The following is a 23987-nucleotide window of genomic DNA, read 5'->3' as shown; positions in this document are numbered from 1 at the left end:
ATATGCGCATCAAACTGATCAATCCGAATACGACGCAGCGTATGACCGACGCGATGGGCCGCTGCGCGCGAGAAGTCGCGGCGCCCGGCACCGAAGTGATCGCGGTAAATCCGACGATGGGGCCGCCGTCGATTGAAGGCTACTACGACGAAGCCCTCGCGACGCCGGGTTTGCTGGCCGAGGTTATCGCCGGCGAGCGCGAGGGCTGCGACGGGTACGTGATCGCCTGCTTCGGCGACCCTGGCTTATACGCGGCGCGCGAGCTGGCGCGCGGTCCGGTGATCGGCATCGCCGAAGCGGCGATGCATGCTGCAAGCGTGCTGGCTCCCGGGTTTTCGGTGGTTACCACGCTGGCGCGCACGTGCGGCATGGCGTGGCACCTCGCCGAGCGTTACGGCATGAAGCGCTTTTGCCGCAACGTGCGCGCGACCGACGTCGCCGTGCTGGATCTCGACAGGCCCGGTTCGGCGGCGCGCCGTATCATCCTCGACGAATGCCGGCGGGCGCTGGAGGAGGACGGCTCGGACGCGATCGTGCTGGGTTGCGCCGGCATGGCCGAGTTGTGCGCGGAGATCGAAGATGCCTTGGGTGCGCCGGTGATCGAGGGCGTGACGGCGGCGGTCAAATGGACTGAGGCGCTGGTCGCACTGCGGCTGTCGACGGCCAAACGGGGCGACTATGCGCGGCCGCTGGCCAAGCGCTACGACGGCGCGCTGGAAGGCTTCAGTCCGGCCGATGCCGACCCCAATCCGCAGCCGCCGCGGGGTGCAGCGGCAAGCGCCGCCGAGCGTGCACATTCGAGTGGCTTACTGCGGGTAAACACCACGGAACGCCCGGTGGAGCCGGCTCCGCACATACATCCAGTCTGACACGCACTATCTGCCCGGGTGTATGGGCGCACCCGGGTGTTTTCGCTACACTGGTCCCACTCGGCGCTGGTATCGGAACGCTGTTTTACTGCTGCTTCTGGTGTCGCTTTTTCAGGGCTTTTCCGCCCGCGCCGGCATGCCTAACCGCGGCAAACGCACACCCGCATGCGGAACGCACAGAACGCACGCAAACCCCACGTGCATCTCACGTGAGTTCCATGCGAATTTTACGGCCCGTCACCACGCTTTCGTCAAACCATGCCACTCGACTCGAACTATCCACGCGATCTGATCGGCTACGGCCGCCACCCGGTGCAGGCGAACTGGCCGGGTCGAGCGCGCGTCGCGGTGCAATTCGTTCTGAACTACGAAGAAGGCGGTGAAAACTGCGTGCTGCACGACGATCCGGGCTCGGAGCAGTTTCTGTCGGAAATCGTCGGCGCGGCGTCGTTTCCGGCGCGTCACATGAGCATGGAGTCGATCTACGAATACGGCTCGCGGGCAGGCGTGTGGCGCATCCTGCGCGAATTCGAAAAGCGCGGCTTGCCGCTCACGGTGTTCGGCGTCGGCATGGCGATCGAACGGCATCCTGAGCTGGGCCGCGCTTTCGTCGAGCTCGGGCATGAGATCGCCTGCCACGGCTATCGCTGGATTCACTACCAGGACGTGTCGCCGGAGAAAGAGGCGGAACACATGCGCCTCGGCATGGAAGCGATCGAGCGTGTCACCGGCGAGCGGCCGCTTGGCTGGTATACCGGCCGCGACAGTCCCAACACGCATCGGCTGGTCGCCGAATACGGCGGCTTCCTGTACGACTCGGATTACTACGGCGACGATCTGCCGTTCTGGATGGATGTCGAGGTGACGGGCGGCGCAAAGAGCCCGCAACTGATCGTGCCGTACACGCTCGACACCAACGATATGCGCTTTGCAAGCCCGCAAGGCTTCAACACCGCGGACCATTTCTTCACGTACCTGCGCGACGCATTCGACGTACTGTACGAAGAAGGCGACGAAGCACCGAAGATGCTGTCGATCGGCATGCATTGCCGTCTGCTCGGCCGTCCGGGACGCTTCCGCGCGCTGCAACGTTTTCTCGACCATATCGAACAGCACGATCGCGTGTGGGTGACGCGGCGCGTCGATATCGCGCGTCACTGGCGCGAACATCACCCTTACCAACAAGACAACCGCGGGGCTGCGGCATGAAGGCGATGCAATACACTCTGGACCAACTCAACAGCACCTCGACCGACGCGTTCGTCGCAGCGCTGTCGGGCATTTTCGAGCACTCGCCGTGGGTCGCGGAAATCGCCGCGCAGCAACGGCCGTTTGGCAGCATCGACGAACTGCATGGCAAGATGTCGAACATCGTCGAAACGGCCGGCGAAGAGAAGCAACTGGCGTTGATCAACGCCCACCCGGAACTCGCCGGCAAGGCTGCGGTGCGCGGCGAGCTGACGGCCGAATCCACGCGTGAGCAGAGCGGTGCGGGCCTTGCCCAGTGCACGCAGGAAGAATTCGACAAGCTGCTGGCGTTGAACAGCGCCTATCGCGAGAAGTTCGGCTTTCCTTTCATTCTCGCGGTGCGCGGTTACGACCGCCACGGCATCATCGCGAACTTCGAGGCGCGCGTGAACAACAGCCGCGCCGACGAATTGCGCGCGAGCCTCGATCAGATCTACCGCATCGCACGTTTCCGGCTCGACGACCTGATCGACGCGTAAGGTTTTAACTGCGCGTCGCGGACCTCGAACCGAAACGTTTTTTCAGCACTGGCAAACATTAAGGAAGACAAAGATGGCACTCCCGATTCTCGATCCCAACGCACCGGAATTCACGCGCCGCTATGTGAACCTGGCGGACCCGCGTCTGGGCGCGCAGGCGCTCGAGGCCAGCGACGATTTCTTCGCACCGAAGGAACGCATGCTGAATCCGGAGCCCGCCGTCTTCATTCCGGGCAAGTACGACGACAACGGCAAGTGGATGGACGGCTGGGAAACGCGCCGCAAGCGCGCCAACGGCTACGACTGGTGTGTCGTGAAGCTCGCGCGTCCGGGCGTGATCAAGGGGCTCGACCTCGACACCAGCCACTTCACGGGCAACTTCCCGCCGGCGGCTTCGGTCGAGGCGGCGCGTGTCGTGGACGGCCTGCCGAACCAGTCCACGCAATGGACCGAAATCGTCCCGTCGACCACGCTGCAAGGCAACAGCCATCACTATCACGAAGTCGGCGACACCAATGCCTACACGCACTTGCGCGTGAACATCTACCCCGACGGCGGGATTGCGCGTCTGCGTGTGTATGGCCAGCCGCAAGTCGACTGGGCAGGCGCAAGCCGCACCGAGCAGTTCGATCTGGCGGCGATGGAAAACGGCGCGTATCTGGTCGCGGCGAATAACCAGCACTTCGGCGCTGCATCGACGATTCTGATGCCGGGCCGCGGCGTGAACATGGGCGACGGCTGGGAAACGCGCCGCCGCCGTGAACCGGGCAACGACTGGGCGATCGTCGCGCTGGCGCAACCGGGCGTGATCAGGAAGATCGAAGTCGATACGGCTCACTTCAAGGGCAACTATCCGGACCGTTGCTCGATCCAGGCCGCCTATGTGACGGGCGGAACGGACAGCTCGCTGATCACGCAAGCCATGTTCTGGCCGGTGCTGCTGGGCGAACAGAAGCTGAAGATGGACAACCAGCACTATTTCGAAAGTGAAATCGCTGCATTGGGCCCGGTCACGCATGTGCGCTTCAACATCATTCCGGACGGCGGCGTGTCGCGTCTGCGTCTGTGGGGCACGCTCGCATCATGAGAACGCTGGCCATCGAACCCTTGACGAAGGAAGCGTTCGTCGCGTTCGGCGACGTGATCGAGCTCGAAGGCGCGAAGCAGATTCCGATCAACCTCGGCACCACGATCCGCTATCACGATCTCGCGAAAGTAGACGTAACGGACGAGAGCGGCCGGACGCTGGTGAACCTGTTTCGCGGTCAGCCGCGCACGTTGCCGTTCGAAGTGAAGATGCTCGAACGTCATCCGCTGGGCAGCCAGGCCTTCGTGCCGCTGAACGACAAGCCGTATCTGGTGGTCGTGGCGCCGGCGGGCGAGCTGAACCCGCAGCAGATTCGTGCGTTCGTGACGAGCGGCTGGCAAGGTGTGAACTACGCGAAGGGCGTCTGGCACCATCCGCTGATCGCACTGGGCGACGTGAGCGATTTTATCGTCGTCGATCGTGGTGGCGACGGACTCAACCTCAACGAGCAGGATCTGGCCGAGTCGCTCTGGCTCACTGAAGATGCGTTGAGTGCGGTGACCGTTTGAGGTCGTTGCCTTAGCGCAGCGCGTCGAGCCGGTGAGTTGTGAGTAAGCCCACCGTATTGAACTGCACCCCAAAGGTTGGACACTCGTCCAACGATTTGGGGTGTTTTTTCATGCGCAAGTCATGCGCAAGCACAGCGCCTGCGGGAGCGCAATTTCGTTGCTCAGTTGCGTCTGCCGAGAAGCGGTGAACGCCCGATGACTTCACGCGCATGTTCCGCCGGCTCCGGCGCGGAAAACCCCGCCGCTTCGATCGCCGGCTTGAGTCCTTTGAACTGCAAGCTTTTCTTCGGCGATCGCAACGACGCCATGCCGTCGTCCCACGCATGCAGCATCTGCTTGGCGACGTTGCGCCACGGCGGTTCGTTGCGTGCCGCTTCAATCAACTCGTGACCGACGGCGACCGCCGAGTCGCATAACGCTTCGACCATCTGCGCGTATTGCCGCGGTGCGATCCCCATGCGCGTGTTGAAAAATCGTTCGAGCGTTTTGCCGGCCGCCCAGGTTTTACGTCCGTCGATCGGCAGGCCTGGCGGATTGGCCGCGAAACGCGGATAAGCCTGCGTCGTGACGATGTCGTAGACGGGCGTCAACGCGACGTCGTCCACGGACGTGTAGAACAGCGCGACATTCTTCGTATGGCAGTCCGCGTTGCGCACGACGTAGTTGGTCAGCAAGTGCCAGCCGAGATGCTCGAGTTGCTGCCGCATGCTGTCGCGATCGAGCAGGTAGGCTCGCGCGGCATTGAGCATTTTTTCGCTGGTCGAGTTGTATTTTTCGTGCGGCGGCAGGCCCAATAGTCCGCACATGTCTTCCACTCCGTACGCGGGCAGTCCATGCGCATCCACGTCGAAGCGTTCGACGATCAGTGCCCGGCCGTCATCCGACATTTGCGTGCGTGCGACCGGCGCGACGCCGAGCCGTTCCAGCACGCGCATCGAGTAGAACCCGTTGAAACCGAGAAACGGCGTGTTGTCGTCGGAGCCTTTGACGATGTGGCGGCTCGTTCGGATGGTTGGTTTGCCGAGCGGTGTCGGCGCGGACGCGCCGGAAGCTTCCGCCTGCGGTGCGATGAACTTCGGCACCGCGCCCGAGATGGCCGCGCGCGCATATTCGCGAACCAGCGCGGCGAAATGGTCGGCGCTGTTGTCACCATGCAGGATGTCCTGCACATCCAGCGCTTGCAGCTCGGTGCCCGGCGCGACGCCTTCGGGCGTCACGGTGACGCGGCCAATCCCCATGGCGCCGACTACGGCAAGCAGCGACAGATCGGTGCCGTCGAGCAGAGGGCCGAATTGCTCGCGGATCAGATTGAGCAGATAGCCTTCCGGCAGGTTCTGCCGGAAAAACGGATGCAGGTCGCGCGGCCAGCGCCACGCTTCTTCTCGAACCGGCATGGTTAGGCTGACGAAGTCGGCCGCCGTCGCGTCATGGTTGTATTTGAGGACGTAATCGTCGCGCTCGCGAAACAGCGTGGCGACGTGCTTGCCCAGTACCTGAACGTCGAGCTTCATGAGTTCGCGTCCGGCATGCGCTGTTCAGCCAGGATGTCTTCCAGCGTGCGCCCATGACCGTGCGCGACGAACTTGAGGTCGTAGCCGGCTGCTTCGAGCAGACGCACGAGCACGGACACGCTCATATCGTTTTTGGCGAGCGTTTCCATGCGCGCGACGGTGGTGCGGGCGACGCCCGCGCGGCGGGCCAATTCCTCTTGCGACAGGTGGCTTTCACGCCGAACGGCCTTCAGCATGTCCGATACGTCGGCGAGATTGGTCATTTGTAGCCCCAGAGAGTCAACTTGGCATGTTTTAGTCTGTATTGTAGCCCGTGAGGTACAAATCATCATGGGAGTTTTGTGGCTTATGGGCTACATTTTATCGGACTTTGCCTATTTTGTGCTCCTCGGGCTACAAACTTGATCGTTGCCCGGACAAACCCGCCCGGTTGAATGAGCAAAAAAGCGGGCTTCCCGCTCACGCGAAAAGCCCGCTTCATGCTGTCTTGTCAAACCGGGCAACACACCCGGCCAGCTCATTACTTCACCGCACCGCCTTCGAACCACGCGGCGATCTTCATCCGCTCGTCGTCGGTCATGTGCGTGACGTTGCCCAGCGGCATTGCCTTCAAGGTCACGGCCTGCTGATAGATCCGCTGGGCGTTCTGCGAGATCTCGTCCGGCGTATCCAGCAGCACGCCGGCCGGGGCGCTGCCCATCATCGTGGGATGGGCGGAGTGGCACGCCACGCAGCGCTGCTGCAACACCGGCGCGATATCGGCCACCTTGACCGTCGGCGCGTTCGCGGCTTGCGCTTGCGGCACGATCGGCTTGGGCATGGTCCAGAAGAGAGCGGCGAACATCAGCACGATACCGACCAGCGGCAAGTACCACAGTACCTGGCCACGATGACGCATCACGAAGAACTGGCGAATCAGCGCGCCGGCCAGCATGATCATCAGCAGCACGACCCAGTTGTACTGATTCGTGTAGGTCATCGCGTAGTGGTTCGACAGCATCGCGAACACCACCGGCAGCGTGAAATACGTGTTGTGAACCGAACGCTGCTTGCCGCGCTTGCCATAGATCGGGTTCGGTGTTTCGCCCTTGAGCATGGCGGCAACCATCTTGCGCTGACCCGGAATGATCACGAAGAACACGTTCGCTGACATGATCGTTGCCAGCATCGCGCCCATGATCAGGTAAGCCGCACGGCCCGCGAAGATATGGCACGCGAGGTACGCCGCGATCAGCACATAAATGCCGACGCAGACGCCGAGCACTTTGTCTTTATTGCCGAGGAGACGGCACAGCGAGTCGTAGACGATCCAGCCTGCGGCGAGAAAGCCGAGCGCCGAAGCAACCGCGACCACCGGGCCCATGTCGAGCACGTTCTTGTCGATCAGGTACGTGGACGGCGAGAGCAGATACAGCACCGTGAAGAGGCTTGCGCCCGACAGCCACGTGGTGTACGACGGCCACTTGGACCAGTGCAAATCGTCCGGCATTTCCGGCGGCGCGACGGTGTACTTCTGCATGTTGTAGAAGCCGCCGCCGTGCACGTGCCACAGTTCGCCGAATACACCGCGCTTGCGCTGATTCGGGTCCGTAGGCGGTTTCAGGCTGTTGTCCAGCGCGACGAAATAGAACGATTCGCCAATCCAGGCGATGGCGGCGATGACGTGAAACCAGCGCAATGCCAGGTTCAGCCAGTCAGTGATAAAGCCTTCCATGAAACTCCTCCACTTCTGATTCGTTGTGCGCGCAACGACGTTTGTGCCTTCACTGCGCCTTCGTTGACCCGGTTGACGGGTCGTCGGCATGCATAACGTCGCTGCACAGACTGCGGGGCGAAAGACGCGGTGCGCTCAGTTCGCACGCGCCGTTTTTTATTGGAACGTCGGGTTGGGTCGCTCGCGCTCAGTTGCGCACTTAGCTGCCCCGATAGGTGCTGTACGACCACGGCGACACCAGCAGCGGCACGTGATAGTGCGCACCGGCATCGGCCACGCCGAAACGCAACACGACGCGATCGACAAAACGCGGCTCAGGGACCTTCGTGCCGATCGATGCAAAGTAGTCGCCGGCGCCGAACACGAGTTCGTATTCGCCCGGGACCAATGCGTCGCCTTCGAGCAGCGGCTGGTCGCAACGGCCGTCGTCATTGGTGGTGGTGGTTTTGAGCGCGCGGCGGGTGTCGCCGGAGAGCGCGAAGAGTTCGACCTTGATGCCCGCGCCGGGACGGCCGTTCGCGGTGTCGAGCACGTGGGTAGTGAGCTTTCCCATTCGCAATTTTCCTTATGTGAATGCGAGGTTTCGGCGGCGGCCCGATCCAGAACACGTTGCGGCGGATCGAGGCTCCACGTCAGTGGCTACATACCCGTCGGCGAATTGAAGCGAGCGCCGTGGCAGTCATTGTAAAAAGGATGTTCACGTCAGCGCGAGAGAGATAGGAAAGATAATACCTGGCGCATGACAGACAGCCTGCTGAAAGCCACACCGAGTCGATTCATTCGACTATTGCCCTGCAATCCGATCGTACCGGCGCCAAAAAAGGCCCACTATATCGGCAGCGTGAGGTTGGGTATCGCACTGGCGCGAGTTGTCATCGTTATTTTGACCGTCGAAGGTTATACCTGTGCGCCGCAGCAAACACAGGTGAAGCGCGGCACACCCCGAAGACGGCGGAAACACGCTGGGTAACCGGGCCAACGGCGTTCGACGGGACGCGGCGGCACGGTTGGCGTGCCGTCACATCGCGTTCGAACGGCTTTGCACGGAAGCAATGAAGCGGAGAAGCGAATGACGATGGAGCAGGTGGCTATGAAGCCAAACAAGCCGAAGAAAACGATGTTGGTGAAGCACGCGGACGTGCTGGTCACGATGGACGGCGCCCGGCGCGAACTGCGCGACGGCGGCCTGTATATCGAGGACAACCGCATCGTCGCGGTCGGACCGACGGCGGAATTGCCGCAAACGGCCGACGAAGTGCTGGACATGCGCGGTCACCTGGTGATGCCGGGGCTGGTGAACACGCACCACCATATGTATCAGAGCCTGACGCGCGCGATTCCGGCTGCGCAGAACGCCGAGCTTTTCGGCTGGCTGACCAACCTCTACAAGGTGTGGGCGAACCTCACACCGGAGATGATCGAAGTCTCGACGCTAACGGCGATGGCCGAGCTGTTGCTGTCCGGTTGCACGACCTCGAGCGACCATTTGTATATCTACCCGAACGGCAGCCGCCTCGACGACAGCATCGTCGCGGCGCAGCGGATCGGCATGCGTTTTCATGCAGCCCGCGGCAGCATGAGCGTGGGGCAGAAGGACGGCGGTTTGCCGCCGGATTCGGTAGTCGAACGTGAAGCGGACATCCTGAAGGACACGCAACGGCTGATCGAGACGTACAACGACGAAGGGTGCTACGCGATGTTGCGCGTCGTGGTGGCGCCGTGCTCGCCGTTCTCGGTGAGCCGCGACCTGATGCGCGAATCCGCGGTGATGGCGCGGCATTACGGAGTGTCGCTGCACACGCACCTGGCGGAGAACGTCAACGACATCGCCTACAGCCGCGAGAAGTTCGGCATGACGCCGGCCGAGTATGCGGAAGACCTCGGCTGGGTCGGCCATGATGTGTGGCACGCGCACTGTGTGCAACTCGACGACGCGGGCATCGAGCTGTTCGCCCGCACGGGAACCGGCGTCGCGCATTGCCCGTGTTCGAACATGCGGCTGGCGTCGGGGATAGCGCCGGTCAAGCGGATGCGTCTTGCCGGTGTGCCGGTGGGTCTGGGCGTCGACGGTTCGGCGTCGAACGACGGCGCGCAAATGGTTGCCGAAGTGCGCCAGGCGCTGCTGCTGCAGCGGGTCGGTTTCGGGCCGGATGCGATGACCGCGCGTGAAGCCCTGGAGATTGCGACGCTAGGCGGCGCGAAGGTACTGAATCGTGACGACATCGGCGCACTGGCGCCGGGCATGGCGGCGGATTTCGTGTCCTTCGATCTGCGTCAGCCGCTGTTTGCGGGCGCGTTGCACGATCCGGTCGCGGCGCTGGTGTTCTGCGCGCCGTCGCAGGTGAGCCATAGCGTGATCGGCGGCAAGGTGGTGGTGAGGAACGGGCAGTTGACGACGCTGGAACTCGGACCGGTCATCGAGCGGCACAACCGGTTGGCGAGGACGCTTTACGAAGCGGCGGCCTGATGACGAAGTAAGGGCGCAATAGAAGAAGCAGGTTTATCGGCATCGGTCCACAAAGACGGGATGCCGATAAACCGCAGCGCAACGGATTACGGCTTATCGATCAACGTCTTGGTTGCTTCGGCAACCAGACTGCGCAGCCAGCGCACTTCGTCGGAGTAATGCACGCGTTCGTGCCACAGCTGGTAGTACTGCATCGGCGGGAAATCGAGCGGTGCGGGCACCACGGTCAGCGGCAGGAATTTGGCGTAGTAGTCGGCAAACAGGCGCGTCGTCGTGAAGATCAGGTCGGACTTGATCAGCACGTAAGGCGCCAGATTGAAGTACGGCAACGTGACGACCACGTGACGCTTTAACCGTTCGCGCGCGAGATGCACGTCGATCGCGCCGCGTTGGCCCACCGAGTAAGGAGTTGGCGCAAGATGCGGCGCATTCAGGTACTGGTCGAGCGTCAACCCGCCGCGTTTGGCGAACGGATGCGCATTGCTCATCAGGCAGACGATCTGATCGACGAACAGGTTCGACAGGTGCAACTGCTCCGGCGGTTCCGGCCAGTTGCCGACCACGATGTCGAGCTTGCCGTCCTCGAGCGCGAGTTCGTAGTCGAACGCCGGGCCGAGCGAGTGAAACTCGAGCGTCGCGTTCGGCGCGGCCTGACGAAAGCGCTCCACCACCGTCGGCACGAACAGCACGTTCAGGTAGTCGGGGCAGCCGATCCGGTAGCAACGAATAGAGGTGGCGGGATCGAAGTTGTGCTGCTGGAACTTGATGCGTTCGATCTCGCGCAGCGCGTTTTGCACCGGTTCGAGCAGGCGCAGGCCGTACTCGGTCGGCACCATGCCGGATTTGCCGCGCACCAGCAGCGGGTCGCCGGTGATGTCGCGCAAACGGCGCAGGGCCGCGCTGATGGCGGGTTGCGATTGATTCAGTTTGACGGCCGCGCGCGTGACGCTGCGCTCCATCAACAGGGTGTGCAAGACGCGTAATAGATACGTATCGATCGCCTCGCGTTGCTGACTCATGACTTCTCCGAAATATATGTTCTGGCTGATCGAACGGGCGTGGGTGTATATGGGTTTTAATATGAACACAAAGCCACGTCAAGGGTGGGATACCCGCAGAGCACGCTGCGGCGGGGGTTTGCGGGGAATTTTGACGGCTCGACTGAGCGGGTCGATTTAGGTATTGTCATCCGGTTGTGGTGACGGATCGCCGGCTGACAGGGCGGGCGGACGCGCTATAACCGGCAGTCTCTGACGTACTACGGAATCACATGAGCGACTCTTCTTATAGCGACGGCGCCGCCGCGCAGCCGGCAAACGGGCCGGAACAGGCGGCGCCCCGGTTGATGCTTCAGGGCATCACCAAACAGTATCCGGCCGTGCGTGCCAACGACGACGTCAGGTTGATCGTCGCGCCGGGTGAAATCCATGCCGTGCTCGGCGAAAACGGCGCCGGCAAGAGCACGCTGATGAAAATCATCTACGGCGCGGTGCGGCCCGATGCCGGCGAGATTCACTGGGAGGGCCAGCCGGTCGAGATCGCCAGCCCGGCGGCGGCGCGCAAGCTCGGCATCGGCATGGTGTTCCAGCATTTTTCGCTGTTCGAGACGCTCACGGTCGGCGAAAACATCGCGCTCGCACTCGACGAACCCTTCGATCTGAAGACACTCTCGAAACGCATCCGCGAAGTCTCCGCCGACTACGGCCTCGACATCGACCCGCAACGCCACGTGCACAGTCTGACGGTGGGCGAGCGGCAGCGCGTCGAGATCGTGCGCTGCCTGCTGCAGAACCCGCGTCTGCTGATCATGGACGAACCGACTTCGGTGCTCACGCCGCAAGCGGTCCGCAAGCTCTTCGCGACGCTGCGGCGTCTCGCGGCGGAAGGCTGCAGCATCCTCTACATCAGCCACAAGCTCGACGAGATCCAGGAGTTGTGCGACACCGCCACGGTGATGCGCGGCGGCCGCGTGACCGGTCACGTCAAGCCGAAAGAAGAGACGCATGCGTCGCTCGCGCAGCTGATGGTCGGCCATTCGCTGCCGGATTACACGCGCCGCGAACACACGCCGGGCGCCGTGCTGCTCGACGTGAAGCAGTTGTCGGTGGAAAGCGACGATCCGTTCGGCACCTCGCTCAACAACGTGTCGTTCGGCGTGCATGCGGGCGAGATCTTCGGCATCGCGGGTGTGTCGGGCAACGGGCAGGCCGAATTGCTGTCGGCGCTCTCGGGCGAAAAGCGCGGCACACGCGCCGATGCGATCACGATTTGCGGCAAGGCGGCCGGCCGCCTCGGCGCCGGCGGCCGGCGCGCGCTCGGTTTCGGCTTCGTGCCGGAAGAGCGCCTCGGGCGCGGCGCGGTGCCGGCGATGACGCTGTCGGAAAACGCGCTGCTCACCGCGCATCGTCAGCAGATGGTGAACGCGGGCTGGATCAAGGCCGGCGCGATGCGCGCCTTCGCCAAACGTTGCATCGAAGCCTTCGACGTTCGCTGTGGCGGCTCGGAAGCGTTGGCGCAAAGTCTCTCCGGCGGCAATCTGCAGAAATACATCATGGGCCGCGAGATTCTGCAGGCGCCCAAGGTGCTGGTGGTCGCGCAGCCGACCTGGGGCGTCGACGTCGGCGCGGCGGCTTTCATCCGGCAGCAGTTACTCGACCTGTCCGCCCGCGGTGTGGCGATTCTGGTGATCTCCGAAGAGCTGGAAGAGTTGTTCGACATCTGCGATCGCATCGCGGTGCTGGCCGGCGGCAGGCTCTCGCCGGTGCGTGCCACGGGGGCGACCAACGCCGAGGAAATCGGCCGCTGGATGGCGGGCCTGTTCGGCGATCGCGAGGGCTCGGCGCCGTCGGCCGAACAGCCGGCGCATGCCTGAACGGATCGATGCGCGATCGGCTGACCGATCGGCGCTAAAGCACCATAAGCACCAGAACCAGACCTAAGCACACAGATAAGCACACACATAAGCGCACGCTCCCATGATTCTTCCGTATCGACTCGAAGCACGCACGACGCCCTCGCGCACGATGCAGCTTGCCGTGCCGCTGATCGCCGCGTTGCTTACGCTCGCGATCGGCTTCCTGATCTTCAGCCTGGTCGGCCGTGATCCGCTCGCAGCCATGCACGCGTTTTTCATCGAACCGCTCTCCAGTGTGAACGGCTGGTCCGAACTGCTGCTGAAGGCTTCGCCGTTGTGCCTGATCGGCCTCGGCCTCGCGGTCGGCTATCGCGCCAACGTCTGGAACATCGGCGCCGAAGGGCAGATGCTCCTGGGCGGCATCGCCGCCAGCGGCGTCGCGATCTATTTCGATCAGGCCACCGGCTGGTGGATCCTGCCGACCATGATGATCGCCGGCGTGCTCGGCGGTATGGCGTGGGCCGCGATTCCCGCGCTGCTGAAAAGCCGCTTCAACACCAACGAGATTCTGGTCAGCCTGATGCTTACGTACGTGGCCACCCAGTTGCTGATCTATCTGGTGAGCGGCCCGTGGCGCGATCCGCAGGGCATGAACTTCCCGCTCTCGGAGATGTTCAGCGGCGACGCGCTGTACCCGACCTTTTCCGGCGACTGGCATTGGAAATGGCTGCGCGGCACGCGGCTCAATGCGTCCGTGTTCATCACGCTGATCGCGATTCCGTGCGTGTGGCTGTTCATGCGCAAGAGCTTCGCGGGCTACCGGATGAATGTCGGCGGTCTCGCGCCGCTCGCCGCGCGCTACGCCGGCTTCTCCGACAAGAAGACCATCTGGACGTCGCTGCTGATCAGCGGCGGCCTGGCGGGCCTCGCCGGGATGGGCGAGATCGCCGGTCCGATCGGCCAGTTGCAGGCGACGTGGTCGCCGGGCTATGGTTTCACCGCGATCATCGTCGTGTTCGTGGGGCGGCTGCATCCGCTCGGCATCGTGCTCGCGAGCCTGCTGATGGCGCTGCTGTACCTCGGCGGCGAAGCGGTGCAGACCTCGATGCAATTGCCGCAGGCGCTCTCGGGCGTGTTCCAGGGGCTGCTGCTGTTCTGCCTGCTGGGCGCCGACCTGTTCGTGAACTATCGCGTGCGCCGGCGCTCCGCCGCTGCGCAAGCCCACTGATTTTCCCGCCGGACCTCCATGGATATTCAACAAGCCAGCGCGCTCACCTCGAGCGCCGTCACCGCCGCCATTCCGCTGATGTTCGCGGGCGCGGGCGAACTCGTCACCGAGAAGTCGGGCGTTCTCAACCTCGGCGTCGAAGGCATGATGCTGATGGGCGCAGTGACCGGCTACGCGGTCACCGCCATTACCGGCAACCCATGGCTCGGCGTGGTCGCCGCGATCGGCGCGGGTCTTGCGATGTCGCTGCTGTTCGCGTTCCTCACGCTGACCATGCTCGCCAATCAGGTCGCCACGGGGCTGTCGCTGACGATTTTCGGCATTGGCCTGTCGGCCTATGTCGGCAAGCCGTACACGTCGGCCGCGGTGCGCGCCACGATCGGCACGTGGACCATTCCGGGTCTCTCGAAGATCCCGGTGCTCGGCCCCGCGCTCTTCAGCCTCACGCCGCTCGACTACCTCGCGTTCCTGATGTTCGCGGTGATCGGATGGTTTCTGTACCGCACGCGTGCCGGCCTCGTGCTGCGCTCGGTCGGCGAATCGCCGCAGGTGGCGCACTCGGTCGGCTTTCCGGTGGTCGGCGTGCGTTATGGCGCGGTGGCCTTCGGCGGCGGCATGGCCGGCCTCGCGGGCGGCTATTACTCGATCGTCAACCTGCACTTGTGGCAGGAGCAGCTTACCTCGGGCCGCGGCTGGATCGCGCTCGCGCTGGTGGTGTTCGCGACGTGGCGCCCGGGGCGTCTCCTGATCGGCGCGCTGCTGTTCGGCGCCGTGACCGGCCTGCAGTTCTATGCTCAGGCCATCGGCGTGCCGGTGCCGACGCAGTTTCTCGCGATGCTGCCGTACGTGGCGACCGTCGTCGTGCTCGTGCTGATTTCGCGCAACCCGAATACGATTCGTCTGAATGCGCCCGCGTCGCTCGGCAAGCCGTTTTTCTCGGCGGGATGACACGCTCGTCGCTTCATATGACCCACCACACGTTTCAAATCAATCGACAAACACGACAGGAGAAAACATGAAGAGAAGAAATCTGCTGACCGCATTCGCATGGGGCGCGGCCTCCCTGGCGCTTGCCGCGCCGCTCGCGCAAACCGCGCAAGCGGCCGACGCACCGGGCGTCGCGTTCGTCTACCTCGGCAATCCGGGCGACGCCGGCTGGACCTTCGCGCACGATCAGGGCTCCAAGGAAGCGGAAGCGAAGTTCGGCAACAAGATCAAGATCACCCGCATCGAGAACGTGCCGGAATCGGCCGACTCGGAGCGTGTGTTCCGCGATCTGGCGAACAAGGGCAACAAGATCATCATCGGTTCGAGCTTCGGCTATCAGGACTTCGAACTGAAGGTCGCGAAGGACTTCCCGGACACGGTGTTCCTGCACGCAACCGGCTACAAGAAGGCGCCGAACTTCGGCACCTATGACGTGCGCATGTACCAGGGCGCCTACCTGGCAGGCGTCGCGGCAGGCTATGTGACGAAGACCAACACGCTCGGCTTTGTCGCATCGGTGCCGATTCCCGAGGTGATCCGCAACATCAACGCGTACACGCTCGGCGCGCGTTCGGTGAATCCGAAGATCCACACCAAGGTCATCTGGATCAACAGCTGGTTCGATCCGGGCAAGGAAAAGCAGGCCGCTGAAACGCTGATCGGCCAGGGTGCCGACGTGCTGCTGCAAAACACCGATTCGAGCGCGACGCTCGCGACCGCATCGGAAAAGCACGTACACGCGTTCGGGTGGGATTCGGACATGAAGAAGTTCGGTCCTGAGGCGCACCTCGGGTCGGTGGTCGCGCACTGGGGCGTGTACTACAACGCGGCTATTCAGCAGGTGCTGGACGGCAAGTGGAAGAACGATCCGGTGTGGTGGGGCATTCCGCAGAAGGCCGTCAATCTTGAAGACCTGAACACGTCGGCGATTCCGGCTGATGCGCAGAAGCAGGTGGCGGCGAAGCGCGATGACCTGGCGGGCGGCAAGTGGGACGTGTTCACGGGCCCGATCAAGGATCAGTCCGGCGCGGTGAAGGTGCCGGCAGGCAAGACGCTGACCGATCCGGAGTTGCAACGTCTGAACTGGTACGTGGAAGGCGTGGACGGCTCGCTGCCGAAGTAATCCGGCTGGCGTGCTCTTCGCGAGCGAATCGGCCGGCGATCGGCCGGCTAACAATCGACCAGGCGGCGGTCTCAGCAACCGCTGCTTTAAGGCGCTGCGTCCAGTACGGACGCAGCTTTTTTTGCTTCGGGTTATGCGTTGAAGATGTTTCAACCGATGCGCTAGTCGATGCGCAGGCCTACCTTGATGCTTACCTGCCAGTAGGCGACCTTGTCGTTCTCGATCTGGCCCCGCGTTGACGTCACTTCGAACCAGTGCAGATTGCGCAGCGTCTTCGACGCTTTTGTAATCGCGGTGCTGATTGCGTCGTCGATCGATTTGGTCGATGAGCCGGTCAGTTCGATTTGTTTGTAGACGTGTTCTGACATGAACTTCCTCCTTTGACCTTCGTTGGTGTGCAAAAAAAGTATAGGCAATGGATTGCCGCCGACGTCCTCCATGTCTCGCACGTGATCGAGTCAATGAGCGAGTCATCCCGCACATCGCGTGCCCGATATGCCGTGGCGAAGCGGGGCCGTTATGATGTCCGCGCAACTCAATCCGAAACCTGACGAGGCTTGAACGTGGAAATTGGTTTTTGCGGTCCCGGTTTGATGGGCGCGCCGATGATCCGGCATCTGCTGCGCGCGGGGTATACCGTGCATGTCTGGAATCGCACGCGGGCCAAGGCGGAAGCGCTACAGGCGGACGGGGCCAGGGTGGTCGATACGCCGCGCGAACTGGCCTCGCGGTGCGAGGCGGTGCTGCTGTGCGTCGCGGATGCGGCGGCGGTTGAAGAAACGGTGTTCGGTGTGGAGGGACTGCTGAGTGCGAATACCGGCGTGCCGGGACGCGTGCGCTGGATCGTCGATCACTCGAGCATTCCGCCGGCCGCGACGAGGGCGTTCGCGCAGCGCGCGGCGGCGGTGGCTTCAGTTGCGGGGGAAGGCGCGATCGCGGCTAGGGGCGAGGCTGGGGGAGCGCGACAGCCGGAAGGCACAGGCGCAGGCATCGGCTGGATCGACGCGCCCGTATCCGGCGGCGTCGCGGGCGCGACGGCGGGCACGCTGGCGATCATGGCGGGCGGCGCCACAGCGGACGTCGAGGCGGTCAGGCCGCTCCTCGGTGCGTATTCGGCCCGCGTCACGCACATGGGCGAGGTCGGCGCGGGGCAAACCACCAAACTGTGCAATCAAACCATCGTCACCGCGACCCTGGCGGCGATCGCCGAGGCGGTGAGCCTCGCGCAACGCAGCGGCATCGACGCCGCCAAACTGACGGAAGGCCTTGCGGGCGGCTGGGCCGATTCGGTGCTGCTGCAGACCTTCGTGCCGCGCATGACGCAAAGCGGCCTCGCCCCGATCGGCGCCTTCCGCACATTCCAGAAGGACGTCGACACGGTTGCCGCGACCGCGTACGAGACCGGCACGCCGATGCCGGTTTCGTCGACGGTCCAGCAACTGCTGCGGCTCGGCGCGGCGATGGGACTTGGCGACGCCGATCTGTCGGCCTTCATCGACGTTCTGCAGACGCCGCGCGGCGGCTAGAAAGCACGCGGGGAGCCACGCGGGGAGCCACGCGGGGAGGCACGCGGGGAGGCGCGAACCGGGCGCCATAGCGGCGTCGATGCACACGACCACGGTGCCCACGTGGGTTGAATTCGCGATAACCTGCTAAAATATTGGGTTGTTCGCCGATATCACCTTAAAGGACGCGCCGTGCTGTCTACCGCCAATATCACCATGCAATTCGGGCCAAAGCCCCTCTTCGAGAACATCTCGGTCAAATTCGGGGAAGGGAACCGCTACGGCCTGATCGGTGCGAACGGCTGCGGCAAATCCACCTTCATGAAGATCCTGGGTAGCGATCTGGAACCGAGCTCCGGCAACGTGATGCTCGAACCGAACGTCCGCCTCGGCAAGCTGCGTCAGGATCAGTTCGCGTACGAAGACGTGCGCGTGCTCGACGTCGTGATGATGGGCCACACGGAAATGTGGGCCGCCATGACCGAGCGCGACGCGATCTACGCGAATCCGGACGCCACCGACGACGACTACATGCACGCCGCCGAACTCGAGGCGAAGTTCGCCGAGTACGACGGCTACACCGCCGAAGCGCGCGCGGGCGAGCTGCTGCTCGGCATCGGCATCGCGATCGAGGACCACAATGGCCCGATGAGCAACGTCGCGCCGGGCTGGAAACTGCGCGTGCTGCTCGCGCAGGCGCTGTTCTCGAAGCCGGACGTGCTCTTGCTGGACGAACCGACCAACAACCTGGACATCAACTCGATCCGTTGGCTGGAAGACGTGCTCAACCAGTACAACTCGACGATGATCATCATCTCGCACGATCGTCACTTTCTGAACCAGGTCTGCACGCACATGGCCGACATGGACTTCGGCACGCTGAAGGTCTATCCGGGCAACTACGACGACTACATGCTGGCCAGCACGCAGGCGCGCGAGCGTCAGCAGAACGCCAATGCCAAGGCGAAGGAACGTGTCGCCGACCTGCAGGACTTCGTGCGCCGCTTCTCGGCGAACAAGTCGAAGGCGCGTCAGGCGACCAGCCGTCTGAAGATGATCGACAAGATCAAGATCGAGGAATTCAAACCGTCGTCGCGGCAGAATCCGTTCATTCGCTTCGAGTACGAAAAGAAGCTGCATAACATCGCAGTGGTGGCCGAGAGGATCTCGAAGAAGTACGAGCGCCAGATCTTCAACGATTTCAGCATCAGCGTGCAGCCGGGCGAGCGTATCGCGATCATCGGCGAGAACGGCGCGGGCAAGACCACGCTGCTGCGCTCGCTGCTCGGCAAACTCACGCTCGATCACGGCACGGTGAAGTGGGCTGAAAACGCGAACGTCGGTTACATGCCGCAGGATACGTATGAAGAGTTTCCGAACGACGTCACACTGATGGACTGGATCGACGGCTACCGCCAGGAAGGCGACGACGAGCAGATGGTGCGCGGCACGCTCGGCCGTCTGCTGTTCAATGCCGACGACATCCGTAAGTCGGTCAAGGTGCTCTCCGGTGGCGAGAAGGGCCGCATGATCTGGGGCAAGCTGATGCTGGGCCGCCATAACGTGCTGCTGATGGACGAGCCGACCAACCACATGGACATGGAGTCGATCGAATCGCTGCAGATCGCGCTCGACAAGTTCGAAGGCACGCTGATCTTCGTCTCGCACGACCGTGAATTCGTGAGCGGCCTCGCGAACCGGATCATCGAAGTGAAGACCAACGGCACGCTGAACGACTTCGGCGGCAACTATGAAGACTTCCTGCTGAGCCAGGGCGTGCAATAAGCACCGCCCGTTTCGTGGTGTAGCCGTCAAGCAAAGCCCGCTTCTTCGAAGCGGGCTTTTTTCATGGCGCTCGTCGCGCGATCCGACCGGATTTGTCCGTCCGCATGCCACAGGCCTGCAGGCCCGCCGACCCACACCCGCAAACCCGCAAGCGTCTCAACGCAAGAACCATCAATCTCACCGCGAAGTGACCAACGTCAACCAGCCTGAATCAAAAATAAACGGACAAGCAGCTTCATTGACCCAAAGCAACGCGCGCCGCGTTCGACGCCCGATTATCACCGTTTCGATAGTCCACCCATCGGGTCGTCAATGCTCACCTCTCACTCTTTCCCTCCACTCGTTATCCGCGGCCGCGCGCTGCTTCCGATCGTGCAAGGCGGCATGGGCGTCGGCATCTCGGCCCACCGGCTGGCCGGCAGCGTCGCCCGCGAGGGCGCGCTCGGCACCATCGCCAGCATCGACCTGCGCCATCATCACCGCGATCTGATCGAGCGTTGCCGGCAATCCCCTGATCGGGCCACGCTCGAGCAGGCGAACCTCATCGCACTGGCGCGTGAAATCGCCGCCGCCAAGGCACTTGGCGAAGGCCGCGGCATGATTGCCGTCAACGTGATGAAGGCCGTCAACGCGCAAGCGGAGTACGTGCGCGTCGCCTGCGAAAGCGGCGCCGATGCGATTGTCATGGGCGCGGGCTTGCCGCTCGATTTGCCTGACATGACCCAGGGCCACGACGTCGCGCTGATTCCGATCCTGTCCGATAGCCGCGGCGTCTCGCTGGTGCTGAAGAAGTGGATGAAAAAAGGCCGTTTGCCCGACGCCGTCGTGATCGAGCATCCGGCCCACGCAGGCGGTCATCTCGGCGTGAGCAACCTCGCCGACCTGCACGACCCGCGCTTCGATTTCCTGCGCGTACTCGAAGAACTCGATGCGGTATTTGCGTCGCTCGGCTTGAGTCGTAAAGACGTGCCCCTGATCGTTGCGGGCGGCATCAATAGTCACGAAGCCGTGCGCGAACTGCTGAGCGCCGGCGCCGGCGGCGTGCAGCTCGGCACGCCATTCGCCGTGACCGAAGAAGGCGACGCGCATCCGAACTTCAAGCGCGTGCTGGCCGAAGCGACGCCTGAGGACATCGTCGAATTTGTCAGCGTGACGGGGCTGCCCGCGCGAGCCGTGAAAACGCCGTGGCTGATGCGCTATCTGCGCCACGAAACGAAAATCCGCGAGAAGATCGGCGCGCTCAAACATGTTTGTCCGACCGCGCTCGAATGCCTCAGTGTTTGCGGTTGGCGCGACGGCGTCGAGAAGTTCGGCCACTTCTGCATCGACACGCGACTCGCCGCGGCATTGCGCGGCGACGTGGCCAACGGTCTGTTCTTTCGCGGCCGCGAAGCCTTGCCGTTCGGCACGGCCATCCGCAGCGTCCACGACCTGATCGAACTGCTCCTGACCGGCGCGACGCGACCCGCTGTCGCAGCGCGATGGACGTTCTCGCTCGGTTGATGCGGGTCAACCCGAAGCCTGACGGGACCTTCGACAATCCCCGCACGCAAACAAACACTCGGGGAAGCATATGAAGCACTCGCTCAGGAACAGAATCAAGGCCGCCGCCGTCGCATGGTGCCTGCTAGGCGCGGGCGCACTGGCTTCGCCGGCGCAGGCTGCCGGCGACGATCAGATGAGCGGCATTCACGCCGGCGACGTACTGGTGCGTCTGCGCGCAATCAGCATCATGCCGGACGTGAAGACCAGCCAGTCGCTGTCGGCGCTCAATGTGGGCGTCAACAACGCCATCGTGCCGGAGCTGGATCTGACCTACATGATCCGCGACTATCTCGGCGTCGAGCTGATTCTCGGCACATCGCGCCATCAGTTGACGTCGAACCTCGGCAATCTCGGTGGCGTGAACGTGTTGCCGCCCACGCTGCTGCTGCAATATCACTTCAATCACGCGGGACGTGTCCGTCCGTACGTCGGCGCGGGTCTGAACTACACGTTGTTCTATAACAACGGCCTGAACGCAGGCGGTCAGCCGATCTCCATCACCAACCACAGTTTCGGCCCCGCGTTGCAGGCGGGCGTGGACGTGCAGGTGAGCAAGTCGCTATTCGTCAACGCGGACATCAAGAAGATCTGGATGCACACGGACGCAACGCTCGGCGGTCAGTCGCTCGGCCGGCTGAATATCGATCCGGTGGTGGTCGGTTTGGGTGTCGGCATGCGCTTCTGATCGCGGCGCTCGAGAAGGTGCGCACGTCATGCAAAAACGCCGGAATGTCCGGCGTTTTTTGTTGGAACCCCGATCGCTAACGGGAGGCGGGCTTTCCGGCAGGAGGCCCGAAGCGGGCGGCCGTGGCGCGCGGCGGCTACAGGTGGTCGTTCTTGAAGCGCATGGCGGTGCCGTCCTGCTCGATGCGCACCCATACCGCGCGTTTTTCCTCGTCGCTCAGGAACACCCAGTTGGACACTTCGGTGGCGGTGCGGCCGCAGCCTTTGCAGACCTCGTCGAAAAGCGTGGAACAGACACCGATGCACGGGCTGTCGGGAAGATCGTGGAGATTCGAAGCCATCGGAAACCTTGGGGCGGGGAAGCAAAGTTCCGCTATGTTAACCGATGCTGCGATTGCGCCCCGGCGTCGTGCTCGCCATGGCACGGATGCATGCACGGTTGGCAGTATCCACTGCCGCCTTCGCCCCGATTCGAATTCGGCGCGTCGGCGCGCCGTGCGGTATCCGATTCGCGCCATCCGGTGCTGCCTGCTGCCGGTTGTTGTAGCCGAGTGGCCAGCAGTTCAGGCCGCCGTATTGGGCGAGGTGATTGGACCATGCTTACAAAATCACTTCGGTCGCACATGGATCGAACAAGCCTGCCTTACGCGCCGAACGCCACCTGCCACAACAGTGCACCGTTGAGCACGACGATGAACGCCGCCGACAGCCAGGCCAGCACAAGCGGCACGCCGCGCACCTGCCAGCCGCGCATCAGGCCGGCGTCCGACGTGTAGCGGATCAGCGGCACGACCGCGAGCGGCAATTGCAGGCTCAGCACCACCTGGCTTGCCACCAGCAGTTGATTGGAGCCGTGCTGGCCGAACAGCGCGACGGCGAGGAGGGCAGGCCCGATCGCCAGCGCCCGGGTGAGCAGCGCGCGCTTCCAGCGCGGCAGCCGCAGGTGCAGAAAGCCTTCCATGACCGTCTGGCCGGCCAGCGTGCCCGTGACGGTCGCGCTCAGGCCGCATGCAAGCAGCGCCGCCGCGAACAGAATCCCGGCCCAGTGCGTGCCGAGCAGCGGGGCGATCAGCCGGTGGGCGTCGGCGAGATCGGTGACGTCGCGATGGCCGCTCGCGTAGAACACCGCGGCCGCCACGATCAGCAGCGCCGCGTTGATCACGAACGCAAACGACAGCGAAGCGAAGGTGTCCAGATTCACGACCTGCAACGCGGCCTTGATCTGGGCGTCGCTGCCTTCCGGTGCGTGGTGCTTGACGAGCGCGGAGTGCAGATACAGGTTATGCGGCATCACCGTCGCGCCGACGATGCCCGCCGCCAGCCACACCATGCCCACGTGGCGCAGCAGATCGAGGCTCGGCGCGGTGCCGGCCAGCGCGGCGTGCCAGTCGGGCCGCGCCAGCGCCAGTTCGACGACGAAGCACAGGCCGACCAGGCCGATCAGCGCCGCGATCACCGCCTCGAGCTTGCGGCCGCCTTTCTGCCGGAGCGCCAGCAGCGCGAAGGTGCAGACTGCCGACATCAGCACGCCGACCGTCAGCGACACGCCCAGCAGCAGTTGCAGCGCCACGGCGCTGCCGACCACCTCGGCGACGTCGCACGCGATGATCGCGACTTCACTCGTGAGCCACAGGAAGAGCGTGGTGCGGGGGCTCGAGCGCTCGCGGCAGATCCGAGCAAGGTCGCGTCCCGTCACGACGCCTAGCCGTGACGACAGCCACTGCAGCAGCATCGCCATCAGGCTTGCCAGCAGCACCATGCTCAGCAGCCGATAGCCGTAACCCGCGCCGGCGCCGAGCGCCGTCGCCCAGTTGCCCGGGTCGATATAGCCGACCGCGATCAGCGCCCCGGCGCCGACGAACGAAAACCAGTGCGCGGGGCGTGCCGGCCCGCCTCCCGGCAGACGCCGGCGGCGGTTCGGTCGCAACGCGGACGGATTCGTGTTCATCGATGCCCGGAGGGTTAAGACTGCACCCGCTCGCAAGTGACGTGCCCGTAGCAATTCCGGCACGCGACGCAGTGAGGCCAAGGCACGCCCGCGTGGTTCGCGCCGCGCCGTCTTCGAGTCTCTCCGCCCTATTGTGCACCGTGTCGCGACGGGCGGCTTATGGTCGTACTTACTGTCGTACTTACGGTCGCATCGAGGTTAACCGTAAGGCATAAGATCCATGGAAAGCGGCCCCTGGCTGCCGCCCTGATGCGAACCAGGTAGGGCGCCGCCGCCGCAAGTTGACAACGAGATAACAGTTGGGCCGTCACTGGTGTTTTTTTCCGGGTAGACACGCGCCGATAACCCGCTAAAATTGCGGCCATTTTGTGGCGGTGCGGCTTACGCTGTACCGTTTGCGCGACACCCTGGCATTTTTTTTGGTGCGCGCAATAATTAATGGTA

The 23987-nt window shown here is 63.5% G+C and carries 22 protein-coding genes; 14 read left to right on the top strand and 8 right to left on the bottom strand.

The features are described from left to right. The first annotated feature begins 2 nt into the window (after positions 1 to 2). The 5 genes from DSC91_RS17060 (at position 3) to DSC91_RS17040 (ending at position 4192) form a co-directional block, all read left to right on the top strand. Positions 3 to 869 (top strand): aspartate/glutamate racemase family protein, encoded by an 867-nt coding sequence (locus DSC91_RS17060; protein ID WP_115780051.1) that lies wholly within the window; start codon positions 3 to 5, stop codon positions 867 to 869. Between the two features lie 258 nt (positions 870 to 1127). Then, entirely contained in the window at positions 1128 to 2078 is a 951-nt protein-coding gene (puuE, locus tag DSC91_RS17055; protein ID WP_115780050.1) for an allantoinase PuuE, read from the top strand. After that, positions 2075 to 2596 (top strand): 2-oxo-4-hydroxy-4-carboxy-5-ureidoimidazoline decarboxylase, encoded by a 522-nt coding sequence (gene uraD, locus DSC91_RS17050; protein WP_115780049.1) that lies wholly within the window; start codon positions 2075 to 2077, stop codon positions 2594 to 2596. The genes puuE and uraD overlap by 4 nt, the downstream gene beginning before the upstream one ends. A 73-nt stretch (positions 2597 to 2669) precedes the next feature. Then, positions 2670 to 3683: an allantoicase gene (gene alc / locus DSC91_RS17045; RefSeq protein WP_115780048.1), complete on the top strand. Its 1014-nt coding sequence runs from the start codon at positions 2670 to 2672 to the stop codon at positions 3681 to 3683. After that, entirely contained in the window at positions 3680 to 4192 is a 513-nt protein-coding gene (locus tag DSC91_RS17040) for an ureidoglycolate lyase (RefSeq protein WP_115780047.1), read from the top strand. Before alc ends, DSC91_RS17040 begins: the two co-directional genes overlap by 4 nt. A gap of 161 nt (positions 4193 to 4353) precedes the next feature. Here the strand turns inward: DSC91_RS17040 and DSC91_RS17035 are convergent, their stop codons facing one another. The 4 genes from DSC91_RS17035 to uraH all read right to left on the bottom strand — a co-directional run bounded on the left by DSC91_RS17035 (position 4354) and on the right by uraH (position 7970). Then, the gene (locus tag DSC91_RS17035; protein ID WP_115780046.1) at positions 4354 to 5703 is read right to left on the bottom strand and encodes a type II toxin-antitoxin system HipA family toxin; all 1350 of its coding nucleotides are present in this window, start codon (positions 5701 to 5703) and stop codon (positions 4354 to 4356) included. After that, positions 5700 to 5966, bottom strand: coding sequence for a helix-turn-helix domain-containing protein (locus DSC91_RS17030; RefSeq protein WP_115780045.1), 267 nt, complete (start codon positions 5964 to 5966; stop codon positions 5700 to 5702). Before DSC91_RS17030 ends, DSC91_RS17035 begins: the two co-directional genes overlap by 4 nt. A gap of 257 nt (positions 5967 to 6223) precedes the next feature. Further along, a complete protein-coding gene (locus tag DSC91_RS17025) occupies positions 6224 to 7417 on the bottom strand; it encodes a urate hydroxylase PuuD (RefSeq protein ID WP_115780044.1) in 1194 nt (397 codons plus the stop codon). Positions 7418 to 7616: 199 nt separating this feature from the next. After that, positions 7617 to 7970, bottom strand: a complete 354-nt coding sequence (gene uraH, locus DSC91_RS17020; RefSeq protein ID WP_074283346.1) for a hydroxyisourate hydrolase — start codon at positions 7968 to 7970, stop codon at positions 7617 to 7619. Positions 7971 to 8486: 516 nt separating this feature from the next. Between uraH and DSC91_RS17015 the strand changes: the two genes are divergently transcribed. After that, complete coding sequence (locus DSC91_RS17015) at positions 8487 to 9884, top strand: 8-oxoguanine deaminase (RefSeq protein ID WP_115780043.1); 1398 nt, start codon at positions 8487 to 8489, stop codon at positions 9882 to 9884. Positions 9885 to 9970: 86 nt separating this feature from the next. Here DSC91_RS17015 and DSC91_RS17010 read toward each other — a convergent pair whose 3' ends face one another. Continuing rightward, positions 9971 to 10903 carry a LysR substrate-binding domain-containing protein gene (locus tag DSC91_RS17010; protein WP_012433318.1) on the bottom strand — a complete coding sequence of 311 codons (933 nt, stop codon included), beginning with the start codon at positions 10901 to 10903 and terminating at the stop codon, positions 9971 to 9973. A 251-nt stretch (positions 10904 to 11154) separates the two neighbouring features. On the opposite strand from DSC91_RS17010, the gene DSC91_RS17005 reads away from it, so the two are divergent. The 4 genes from DSC91_RS17005 to DSC91_RS16990 all read left to right on the top strand — a co-directional run bounded on the left by DSC91_RS17005 (position 11155) and on the right by DSC91_RS16990 (position 16076). Continuing rightward, on the top strand, positions 11155 to 12756 hold the full coding sequence (locus DSC91_RS17005) for an ABC transporter ATP-binding protein (RefSeq protein WP_115780042.1): 1602 nt from the start codon (positions 11155 to 11157) through the stop codon (positions 12754 to 12756). Between the two features lie 103 nt (positions 12757 to 12859). After that, positions 12860 to 13966, top strand: a complete 1107-nt coding sequence (locus DSC91_RS17000) for an ABC transporter permease (RefSeq protein WP_115780041.1) — start codon at positions 12860 to 12862, stop codon at positions 13964 to 13966. An 18-nt stretch (positions 13967 to 13984) separates the two neighbouring features. Continuing rightward, positions 13985 to 14914: an ABC transporter permease gene (locus DSC91_RS16995; protein ID WP_115780040.1), complete on the top strand. Its 930-nt coding sequence runs from the start codon at positions 13985 to 13987 to the stop codon at positions 14912 to 14914. 67 nt (positions 14915 to 14981) lie between these two features. Next, positions 14982 to 16076: a BMP family ABC transporter substrate-binding protein gene (locus tag DSC91_RS16990; RefSeq protein ID WP_115780039.1), complete on the top strand. Its 1095-nt coding sequence runs from the start codon at positions 14982 to 14984 to the stop codon at positions 16074 to 16076. Between the two features lie 161 nt (positions 16077 to 16237). Here DSC91_RS16990 and DSC91_RS16985 read toward each other — a convergent pair whose 3' ends face one another. Further along, complete coding sequence (locus DSC91_RS16985; RefSeq protein ID WP_115780038.1) at positions 16238 to 16444, bottom strand: dodecin; 207 nt, start codon at positions 16442 to 16444, stop codon at positions 16238 to 16240. A 195-nt stretch (positions 16445 to 16639) separates the two neighbouring features. Between DSC91_RS16985 and DSC91_RS16980 the strand changes: the two genes are divergently transcribed. The 4 genes from DSC91_RS16980 to DSC91_RS16965 all read left to right on the top strand — a co-directional run bounded on the left by DSC91_RS16980 (position 16640) and on the right by DSC91_RS16965 (position 21596). After that, positions 16640 to 17602, top strand: a complete 963-nt coding sequence (locus DSC91_RS16980; RefSeq protein WP_115780037.1) for an NAD(P)-dependent oxidoreductase — start codon at positions 16640 to 16642, stop codon at positions 17600 to 17602. Between the two features lie 171 nt (positions 17603 to 17773). After that, complete coding sequence (locus tag DSC91_RS16975; RefSeq protein ID WP_115780036.1) at positions 17774 to 19366, top strand: ABC-F family ATPase; 1593 nt, start codon at positions 17774 to 17776, stop codon at positions 19364 to 19366. 312 nt (positions 19367 to 19678) lie between these two features. Further along, positions 19679 to 20869: an NAD(P)H-dependent flavin oxidoreductase gene (locus tag DSC91_RS16970; protein ID WP_115780035.1), complete on the top strand. Its 1191-nt coding sequence runs from the start codon at positions 19679 to 19681 to the stop codon at positions 20867 to 20869. Between the two features lie 70 nt (positions 20870 to 20939). After that, on the top strand, positions 20940 to 21596 hold the full coding sequence (locus tag DSC91_RS16965) for an OmpW/AlkL family protein (RefSeq protein ID WP_115780034.1): 657 nt from the start codon (positions 20940 to 20942) through the stop codon (positions 21594 to 21596). Positions 21597 to 21732: 136 nt separating this feature from the next. On the opposite strand, the gene DSC91_RS16960 is transcribed toward DSC91_RS16965, so the two are convergent. Together DSC91_RS16960 and DSC91_RS16955 are read right to left on the bottom strand one after the other, a co-directional pair. After that, a complete protein-coding gene (locus tag DSC91_RS16960) occupies positions 21733 to 21936 on the bottom strand; it encodes a DUF1289 domain-containing protein (protein ID WP_115780033.1) in 204 nt (67 codons plus the stop codon). A gap of 302 nt (positions 21937 to 22238) precedes the next feature. Beyond that, positions 22239 to 23543, bottom strand: coding sequence for an Nramp family divalent metal transporter (locus tag DSC91_RS16955; RefSeq protein ID WP_115780032.1), 1305 nt, complete (start codon positions 23541 to 23543; stop codon positions 22239 to 22241). Positions 23544 to 23987: the final 444 nt, after the last annotated feature.

This window comes from Paraburkholderia caffeinilytica, from assembly GCF_003368325.1.
Taxonomy (GTDB): domain Bacteria; phylum Pseudomonadota; class Gammaproteobacteria; order Burkholderiales; family Burkholderiaceae; genus Paraburkholderia; species Paraburkholderia caffeinilytica.
Note: the sequence above shows the minus strand (reverse complement) of the source record. Positions and strands in the feature narration are given on the sequence as shown.

Coding starts and splice junctions, on each gene's coding strand:
- DSC91_RS17060 (WP_115780051.1), top strand. CDS start 3: ATGCGCATCAAACTGATCAATCCGAATACGACGCAGCGTATGACCGAC.
- puuE (WP_115780050.1), top strand. CDS start 1,128: ATGCCACTCGACTCGAACTATCCACGCGATCTGATCGGCTACGGCCGC.
- uraD (WP_115780049.1), top strand. CDS start 2,075: ATGAAGGCGATGCAATACACTCTGGACCAACTCAACAGCACCTCGACC.
- alc (WP_115780048.1), top strand. CDS start 2,670: ATGGCACTCCCGATTCTCGATCCCAACGCACCGGAATTCACGCGCCGC.
- DSC91_RS17040 (WP_115780047.1), top strand. CDS start 3,680: ATGAGAACGCTGGCCATCGAACCCTTGACGAAGGAAGCGTTCGTCGCG.
- DSC91_RS17035 (WP_115780046.1), bottom strand. CDS start 5,703: ATGAAGCTCGACGTTCAGGTACTGGGCAAGCACGTCGCCACGCTGTTT.
- DSC91_RS17030 (WP_115780045.1), bottom strand. CDS start 5,966: ATGACCAATCTCGCCGACGTATCGGACATGCTGAAGGCCGTTCGGCGT.
- DSC91_RS17025 (WP_115780044.1), bottom strand. CDS start 7,417: ATGGAAGGCTTTATCACTGACTGGCTGAACCTGGCATTGCGCTGGTTT.
- uraH (WP_074283346.1), bottom strand. CDS start 7,970: ATGGGAAAGCTCACTACCCACGTGCTCGACACCGCGAACGGCCGTCCC.
- DSC91_RS17015 (WP_115780043.1), top strand. CDS start 8,487: ATGACGATGGAGCAGGTGGCTATGAAGCCAAACAAGCCGAAGAAAACG.
- DSC91_RS17010 (WP_012433318.1), bottom strand. CDS start 10,903: ATGAGTCAGCAACGCGAGGCGATCGATACGTATCTATTACGCGTCTTG.
- DSC91_RS17005 (WP_115780042.1), top strand. CDS start 11,155: ATGAGCGACTCTTCTTATAGCGACGGCGCCGCCGCGCAGCCGGCAAAC.
- DSC91_RS17000 (WP_115780041.1), top strand. CDS start 12,860: ATGATTCTTCCGTATCGACTCGAAGCACGCACGACGCCCTCGCGCACG.
- DSC91_RS16995 (WP_115780040.1), top strand. CDS start 13,985: ATGGATATTCAACAAGCCAGCGCGCTCACCTCGAGCGCCGTCACCGCC.
- DSC91_RS16990 (WP_115780039.1), top strand. CDS start 14,982: ATGAAGAGAAGAAATCTGCTGACCGCATTCGCATGGGGCGCGGCCTCC.
- DSC91_RS16985 (WP_115780038.1), bottom strand. CDS start 16,444: ATGTCAGAACACGTCTACAAACAAATCGAACTGACCGGCTCATCGACC.
- DSC91_RS16970 (WP_115780035.1), top strand. CDS start 19,679: ATGCTCACCTCTCACTCTTTCCCTCCACTCGTTATCCGCGGCCGCGCG.
- DSC91_RS16965 (WP_115780034.1), top strand. CDS start 20,940: ATGAAGCACTCGCTCAGGAACAGAATCAAGGCCGCCGCCGTCGCATGG.
- DSC91_RS16960 (WP_115780033.1), bottom strand. CDS start 21,936: ATGGCTTCGAATCTCCACGATCTTCCCGACAGCCCGTGCATCGGTGTC.
- DSC91_RS16955 (WP_115780032.1), bottom strand. CDS start 23,543: ATGAACACGAATCCGTCCGCGTTGCGACCGAACCGCCGCCGGCGTCTG.